The organism is Bradyrhizobium sp. UFLA05-153 (assembly GCF_054185185.1).
Window position 1 is genome coordinate 1 of the sequence record NZ_JBBIAM010000223.1, and the last position, 7637, is coordinate 7637.

The 7637-nt window shown below is 59.4% G+C and carries 4 protein-coding genes and 4 pseudogenes; 3 read left to right on the forward strand and 5 right to left on the reverse strand.

Annotated elements, in window-relative coordinates; translation table 11 throughout:
* Positions 1–300: 300 nt before the first annotated feature.
* Complete coding sequence (locus Q2941_RS49845; protein ID WP_458197283.1) at positions 301–642, forward strand: transposase; 342 nt, start codon at positions 301–303, stop codon at positions 640–642.
* A gap of 1817 nt (positions 643–2459) precedes the next feature.
* Here Q2941_RS49845 and Q2941_RS49850 read toward each other — a convergent pair.
* Both Q2941_RS49850 and Q2941_RS49855 read right to left on the reverse strand, forming a co-directional pair.
* Positions 2460–2615, reverse strand: a pseudogene (locus Q2941_RS49850) (IS3 family transposase); the annotation flags it as partial.
* Between the two features lie 283 nt (positions 2616–2898).
* Positions 2899–3717 (reverse strand): polysaccharide lyase family 20 protein, encoded by an 819-nt coding sequence (locus Q2941_RS49855; protein ID WP_458197284.1) that lies wholly within the window; start codon positions 3715–3717, stop codon positions 2899–2901.
* Positions 3718–4804: 1087 nt separating this feature from the next.
* On the opposite strand from Q2941_RS49855, the gene Q2941_RS49860 reads away from it, so the two are divergent.
* Positions 4805–5407: an FkbM family methyltransferase gene (locus Q2941_RS49860; RefSeq protein ID WP_458197285.1), complete on the forward strand. Its 603-nt coding sequence runs from the start codon at positions 4805–4807 to the stop codon at positions 5405–5407.
* Between the two features lie 248 nt (positions 5408–5655).
* Here Q2941_RS49860 and Q2941_RS49865 read toward each other — a convergent pair.
* Positions 5656–5936 (reverse strand): annotated as a pseudogene (locus tag Q2941_RS49865) (integrase core domain-containing protein); the annotation flags it as partial.
* A gap of 79 nt (positions 5937–6015) precedes the next feature.
* On the opposite strand from Q2941_RS49865, the pseudogene Q2941_RS49870 reads away from it, so the two are divergent.
* A pseudogene (locus Q2941_RS49870) lies at positions 6016–6286 on the forward strand (IS3 family transposase); the annotation flags it as partial.
* A 486-nt stretch (positions 6287–6772) separates the two neighbouring features.
* On the opposite strand, the gene Q2941_RS49875 reads toward Q2941_RS49870, so the two are convergent.
* Entirely contained in the window at positions 6773–7030 is a 258-nt protein-coding gene (locus Q2941_RS49875; RefSeq protein ID WP_458197286.1) for a transposase domain-containing protein, read from the reverse strand.
* Positions 7031–7043: 13 nt separating this feature from the next.
* Positions 7044–7634, reverse strand: a pseudogene (locus tag Q2941_RS49880) (IS66 family transposase).
* Between the last annotated feature and the right edge of the window lie 3 nt (positions 7635–7637).

Sequence of the window (7637 nt, forward strand, 5' to 3'; positions counted from 1 at the left end):
AATGGTGATCACGATGCTCTGGAATGGGTGATCACGATGGCCTGGAATCGGTGATCACGATCGGCTGGAACGCGCATGGTACAAGGAGGTTTGCGTCAAGGATCTCGATAGCCACGCGACCAAAGCCCTTCTTGTCAGTCGGGCTCTGCTCGTCAAGATCAAGCGGGATATCGAAAATCAAATCCGGGGGCTCCTCAAGAATCTTGGGCTTGTCATCGGGCGAGCAAAGATGAATATGTTTGTTGTGCGCGCCGCGCAGTTGGCCGAGGATCGGTCAGAGCTCTTTGCCGCGGTAGACCATTGCTGAAGGCACGCGAGGCCGTCGAGCAACAGATTGTGGACCTTGACCGCAAGGTGCTGGCTCGCAACAATGCGCAGGTGCGACGGTTCATGACGGCTCCTGGCATCGGCCCGGTCACTGTCCTTTGCTTCCTTGCGACGATCGATGACCCCGCTCGCTTAAAGAGATCACGAAGCGTTGGAGCCTACACAGGGCTAACGACCCGCCGATACGCATCCGGCGAGATTGACTGGACGGGCCGAATCTCGAAATGCGGCGATAAGATGCTGCGAAGTTACCTCTACGAGGCGGCCAGTGTGCTGCTCACACGCGTAGCAAAATGGTCGGCGCTCAAAGGGTGAGGCATTCGGCTTGCGAAACGAAGCGGGCCACGCAAAGCCAAGGTTGCAGTTGCCCGAAAACTTGCTGTCATTCTGCATCGGATGTGGATCGATGGTACCGAATTTAAATGGTCATCAAAGGATGCCGCTGATCAGCCTGCATAAAAGATAACGAGTTCCCGCCGAACAGCGGGAGCGAACGTCCCTGCCGGGACGCTGACGTTGGTGAGATCGTCCTTGGCTTTGCGGTGCTCGAAAGGGCAAAGCGCGCTTCACACATTGATCCGCTAACGCCATCATGCGGAGGGCACGCCCCTACCACGGAGAGAACCATGGACCCGGCAAGGATGTTCAAGGAGAGCTTGACCTCACGCCCGGAATTAGAGAGACGCTTCCCGAGGGAGCCGGCCGGCGGCAGCAAAGCCTCAGAACCGGACACGAATTTTGCCGCTCCGCCCGGCCGTCTTCTGCCAAAATTGGGTCCCGGAGGCTGGGTCACCGCTATTGGGGAGGTGGCGTGGGCTACGGCGCGCGATTAGGGCTACGGGCTTGAATGAATGTATTCGCGCAGGTGAAGTCATCCTCGGACAGGTCTTTCCCGCAGAGCGAGTTGGGAGCGCTTTCCAGGTTGACGATGTACTCCAAAACGGCGTGAGAAAAGATTAGATCAACGCTCGCCGGTCGAATCACAGAAGCCTTGTTCCGCATCCACACCATGTAGCGAGGTGATGCGGTCTGTATCAAGGCTCGGGTGCACCAGGGCAGAGCGGATAGAAGCGATGCGATCCGGGCAAGGGCACGCTCCAGCACACTCTGGGTCAGGATGTGACTGGGGAACTCGTTTGAGTCGAGGTGTTGATCGTAATCAGGTCAGACTTTGCTGCGAGACGTCGACGTCGAACCAAACAAACCGAGGAGGTGAACAGACAAGGCAGTGCCCGACGATCCCGGTGCCGTGTCAGGAGATCGATCAACGTTATTGTCTGGGCCGAGCTGCTGATCGGCTTCCGGTGTTGTCAATCGCCGTGACAAAGAGCGTTGCCCTTGGGTGGCCCCGCCCGTTGAAGGACGAACTCAGCGTGAGACCGTGGGTTAACCTCGTGCCCGAGCTGCGAATGGAGGTCTTGCCGTCATAGGCCGTAATGGTCTCGCACTTCGGAACCAGTGATGGTTGCCGCGCGGCGAACAGGGTGGAAGTGGAGCGTCGACCAGGATGAGAGGGCTTCGCCGGGCTCGTGACGCAGGGAGGGCGTAGCCCGACCGGAGTTACGAGCCCGGCGTCGGCGCGATCCACAGCGGACCGCGCCGACTGGTGATCGCGGCCGGGCTGGTTATGCAAGTGGTTCTTCCGCCAAGAGGAATCACTCGCTTGCCAGGCCGACACGTTACCGATCACCAAATGAGGCTCTACATGAAGTACCGTCAGACCGATAGCCCGCCAGTGGCCGCCGCCAAGTCGTCGTTCAGCACCTCGACCGCTTACCGGATCGATCGTCATTGGTATTCGGCACGCCAATGCCGTACCGAGATCGACGCACCCCCAAACGAGCTGTCCGCCACCGTCGGAGTCACGTCATCAGGGTCGTCACCGTTGATGTCTCCGAACCCCCTCGTCGAGGTGGACGAGGCCGTCGGATCCGTCACGGTCGTGCTACCGGGGACGTCTCGTGCTACCGGTCTCTGACTGCCGGTGGAGGAGTGCTGGTGCTTCCCGGCGATGATGTCGTTTTGACCGCTGGTCGCCGGTGCGGGTGCCGGCCCGGTCGTGATGCTCAGGTTGCTGTAATCCGCCGTCATCGTCTCGTTGGTCGTCGGCCCGCTGACCTGCCACTGAACTTTCATCCAGCAGCGGTTAGAGTCTCAGGGTTTTGTACGCCAAGGGGCGCGGGTGGAGCAACGGACGATCGGCGGAGCTGGTCGGGGTTGCGCAGCCGATCGTCCGTTGCGGTGAGGTGGGCGGCATAGGCCGCGGGGGTCAGGTATTTCAGCGACGACTTCCCTTGCGGAAGTCGACCGGCTTGGTGGCCACCATCACCCGGACAGTTCCGGACGGGCCGATCACCGGGGCGTTTTCAACGCATGAACGATGGCAGCAATCATCGCGCGCGTCTGAGCTGCAACCAGCCCGGATGGTTATGCCATCGACCTTAATCTCGATACTCCGAGATCCGGCCTGGCCGCCCTTTGTGTCGCTGCCTTGCGCTCCACGCCTACAGCCGCTGCAGGTTCGTCCACAACCAACGTCGATGCGTTGCAACAAATTCTTCGCTCAGCATCTCAGAGCTCGCGCGCAGAAACGTCTGTAAAGAAAATCTTCCTAGTCTTGATTTCAGGGGGTGCACTCAATTCTATCCACGAAGGAGTATAGACTCCAAATTTGAGGTAGGGAGCCAATAAGTTGTCGTAACAGTTCGTGCCGTACCTGTGGAAAATTAGCTCACCGTCTTTTTCGACCTCGATAATCCCGTCCCGATCCAGCGACCACTTGGTACGAAAAATCCAACTACTCCACTTTCCACGTTGAAACGGCTGCGACCATGGAACATCATGACGCATGTCCCCTTTTCGATCGAGCCACGTTGGAACCCGCCCCGAAGCTGTCCGGAGAACCCAGGTATTGTTGAGCAAACTCAATTCTAGCGGGGGAACGAGCCCCCGCTCACCCTTCCAATTGTCCGGAACGTTGTGCATTTGCATCACTACAACCTCATTATTATCTGACTGCCAATCTGGTGGCACGAAAATCTTGAATCCATACTCATAAAGTTGGTGAAACTCTGTTGCCTTCAATCGGAATTCGGATCGATGACTCCCCTTAACGAGGGGATCATCGAAGTTTATCTCGAATCTCACGGCGCTCTTAGAATTCCAGTTGGGCGCGTCAACAATTACCGCCGCAGCGTCACAGCAAACTTGTTTTGCTAAGCCGCTCCATCGTGAAAAATCGCGGGTTGCAAATTCATCGTACATGGGGATGCGCCCCACCAAGAAAATGCTCGAAAATAAGAAAACGACCTCAGCCGCACATGCGATTAGTACGGAAAGGACGACGCCTGCGGTTGCCAACTTGACGAACGAAATCTTGCGCACGCCCATACCTCAGTTCCTTTGCTGATTGATGCTCCGCGACAATCAGACTTCAAAAACACTCTTGCGCGCGACAGTCGCCGCAGCAATCATCACCGTGCTGCGAAACTGACTCGCCGTCCTGATTGTCGCGTGCTTCGCACCCGATTGCCGCGCCGCAACGCTCGCCGCGTGACCAGCCTCGGGCACGTCTCCGCAGGCGGGTGGTCCCCGGCCCTCAGCGTATGCTCCAGTTTCGCTGACAGCGATAGCCGTTCACAGCTGGCAGGTCAGTACTTTGTTCGACACGATGGCACTCTAAGCGCTTACGGCCGCTGGATCGCTGCAGACCTAATCACTAGCCACCACAGCCTCCTCCGGCGAAGAGATGGAACACCCCATTACAATAATGGCAAAGCTTCCCACGTGGGCCTGCCAGTTGGGGTTACCCCATTCGGTCACACCAACGTAAACGCTGGTCAGGAACCAGGCTCGGGAGACAGTGCCAAGTAATCTTGTGGGCGAGGCCGATGCGACGGGATCCGTTGACACAATCGAAGCTATAGACCGAGTAGCGCGGCCGCGCAATGTATTCAGCTACGAGGCCCATTGAATCGTGCGCGGGCTATCGCTGGTTACACAAGAGCGCCTGAAACACCTTCTGTGTAGCCCTCGACCACGCGCTCCGCCGTGAGATACCATCGCGACAGGAAGACTGCATACTTCAAGATCTGGCCGCCTTTCGCCAGGTCGAAACCAGCCGCGTGATAGCCGCCACATGCGATTTGAACGTGCACCAGATCAACGGCAGGCCGAGTGGTCAAGTTCGCGCTTTGAGACTGTGGCGGGTGAGATGGTGGAAATCGTCATCGGTGATGTGTGCGCGTCGGTGAAGATGTGGAGGCGGAGCGGCTTGCTGCGGTGATCCGGGCGGTTCGGCAGGCAGGATCCCGGCGGGTGTTCAGGTTTACGTGGCCAGCACGCCGATCGACTCCGCAAGGGAGCAACCGGCCTGATGGCGCTGGTGCGAGATGGTGGGGCCGACCCGAGATCATCAGCAGAAAGGATGCCGTGATCCTCGATATCGGCGCGAACATGGGTCAGTTTGCGCTTCGTAGTGGCTCAGCAATTTCCCGAAGGCCAATTATATTCGTTCGAGCCGCTCCATGAAAGTGCGGTGGGATTGCAGCGAACCAAACGCTGGCTACGATTGTCCAATATTAGCATTCATGAGGAAGCTGTATGTGACGCCGTCGGCACTGAGATTATCAACGTTCCCATACTGAAGGGCGGCTTTCGGGACGGAGCACTCGCTGTGCTCGAGGGAAGCAAAATAGCTTATGACAATGTCCGCTATCATGCGGAGTTGGTCAGGACGAATACCATCGATGCCTTAACGACCATCCTCGGGTTGAACCGCATAGACTTCATAAAGGTCGATACAGAGGGCGCTGAAAATCGAGCCATCAGCGGGGGGTTAGCTACGATCGAGCGCCTGTTGCCCACTCTCTATCTTGAAACGCCGTTCGAGCAGCCTTGGCTAACACGACTTTACGAGAATGGGTATCAGCCGTTTTACAATGATGGCGCAAAGCTGTTTGTGCCACACGCAGGCATGCGGCAAACCAACGTGCTTCTTGTTCACCGTTCTAGATGTTCGCAAATAGCTCATTTGCGCGCCGATATTGATACGAGGACTGTCGTTTCACCGTCGCGATGATCCGTGCCGCCATCTCGAATCGCGTGTTGCGGCGGTTGCAGGCTGTCGCGTATGAAAAGCTCGACCCGCCCGAGCGGTAAACAGCTAAGGCAGCCGTCTTCAGCTGGATCCCGCGATGTAGGACCGGCGTCTTATCAATGAATCAGGAACCGCTGCTGCAGTTTGCTCATGCAGGTCTGCTCGAACAGATGGGTGGAGTTGACCCCGTTAGACCGGACACTCGGCTGGTTTGAGTGATGCAATGTACCCCGCGGCGAGCGGTAGCCCAGCCGGGAGTGCGGGTGTTCTGAGTTGTAATCCTCCATCCAGTTGTCGATCCGCAGCAGCGCGGTGCGAGCGTCAGGCGGTTCACACGAACATAGTCGCGCTTGAAAGTCTTCACGAACGCCTCTGCCATGCCGTTGCTCTCGGGGCTTTCGACCGGCGTGAAGCAAGGCTCGAGGTTGAGGGCCGCGGCAATCTCAAGAGTGCGATGGGCGGCGAGGATCGAGCCATTGTCGGTCAGCCATTGCACCTTGCGTGGAGCGCGCATGTCGGCCGAGCCGCTGCTCGACACAGTGTACCATCATGTGAGCTCACATCTGATATCCGGCGCCTGGTGGATAGCCGGCCATGATCCCGTCAACGCCAAGCGCGTCTACCGGCTGATGAAGAAGGGCGGCTTGTTGCTGGCCCGGCATACAGGGCGCCGCATCCCGAGGGCCCATGATGGAACGATCATGACAAGCCGCTCCAATGAGCGTTGGTGTTCGGACGCGCTCGAGTTCACCTGCTGGAATGGCGAGATCGTGCGGGTTGCCTTTGCACTGGACAGCCATGACCGCGAGGTCATCAGCTGGGTGGGGTCACACGGCGGGGATCTCCGGCGAGATGATCCGGCAGGCCCATCTCCTTCATCAGCCGCGCCACCGTGCAGCGAGCGACGGCCGGCATCGAGATCGACTCCAACACCGTCGAGCGGGCGATCCGGCCGCAAACCACGCTACTGCATGACCGCGAAGATGAATGACGTCGATCCGCATGCCTGGCTCACGTAAACTCTCGAGCGGATCGCGCAGGGCTGGCTTCCGCCTGAACGGCCTCAGCTTGGCGCTTACGAGCGGGCAACGGGGACCTCGGAATGACCAGCGAGTCGCAGCTACGGGAGAAGCTTGGAAGATCGCGGCGTTGTTCGCGGGGGCCGGAACTGCTGGTGCCTGGGCTGATGTTGTAGGTGACGAGCTTGTGCGCTGCGCGACCGTGCTCAGCATCGGCGCGTAGTTGCGGAAGCCCGGCTCCACATACAGCCGGAGAGATTGCAGCGGTTGGAGATCCCGGGTACGCATCCGGCGAAGGCCCCGGCTAGGCCGCTTAGCTGATCGGCGCTTAAGCGGCGTGAGCGACGCTTTGAGGCTTCCACTTCCAAGGCAGCAGTTCGTCAATGCACTTGGCAGGGTGATCCGGCAGGCGAGCCAGCACGTCGGCAAGCCAATTCTGCGGGTCGATGTCATTCAGCTTGGCGGTGGCGATGAGGCTGTAGATGGCAGCCGCACGCCGGCCGCCCTCATCGGATCCGGCGAAGGTCCAATTTTTTCGCCCCACGGCGACCGCCCGTAGCTCACGCTCAGCAGCATTGTTCGACATGCACAGCCGTCCGTCAAAGGAAGCGGCTAAATGCATCCCAGCGGCTGAGGCAGTAATTGATCGCCTTGGTCGTGTCGTTGTTCCTGGAGAGCTTGGCGCGCTGCTCGCGCAACCACGCCTCCAGCTCGACGATCAGGGGGCGGCTACGCTCCTGGCGCACACGCAAACGCTCCTGCGGAGTAAGACCGTTGATCTCGCGCTCGATGGCGAACAGAACATCGACGCGCTTGACCGCCTCGGCCGCGATCGGCGCCTTGCTGAGCCGCGCGAGATCAAAGAACTTGCGCCTGCCGTGCGCCCAGCAGGCGGCCTCGATGATCGGGCCGCCCTTGCGATTGGCCTCGTAGAGCCTGCCAAAGCCGGCGTAGGCGTCGGCCTGCAGGCATAGCCCGCCAGATGTTGCTCCGGATGCTCACCGCCACGGTCGGGCGAGTAGAAGAACACGGCCGCCGGCGGATCTGGGCCGGCAAACGGACGGTCGTCGCGCAGTCCAGAGCCGGCCGGTCCGGGTCTTGCCCTTGGCCAGGACCGGCACCGTGGTGTCATCCGCGTGGATGCGCTCGGCCGCGAAGACGTGGCTCCGGATCGCATCGACCAGCGGCATCAG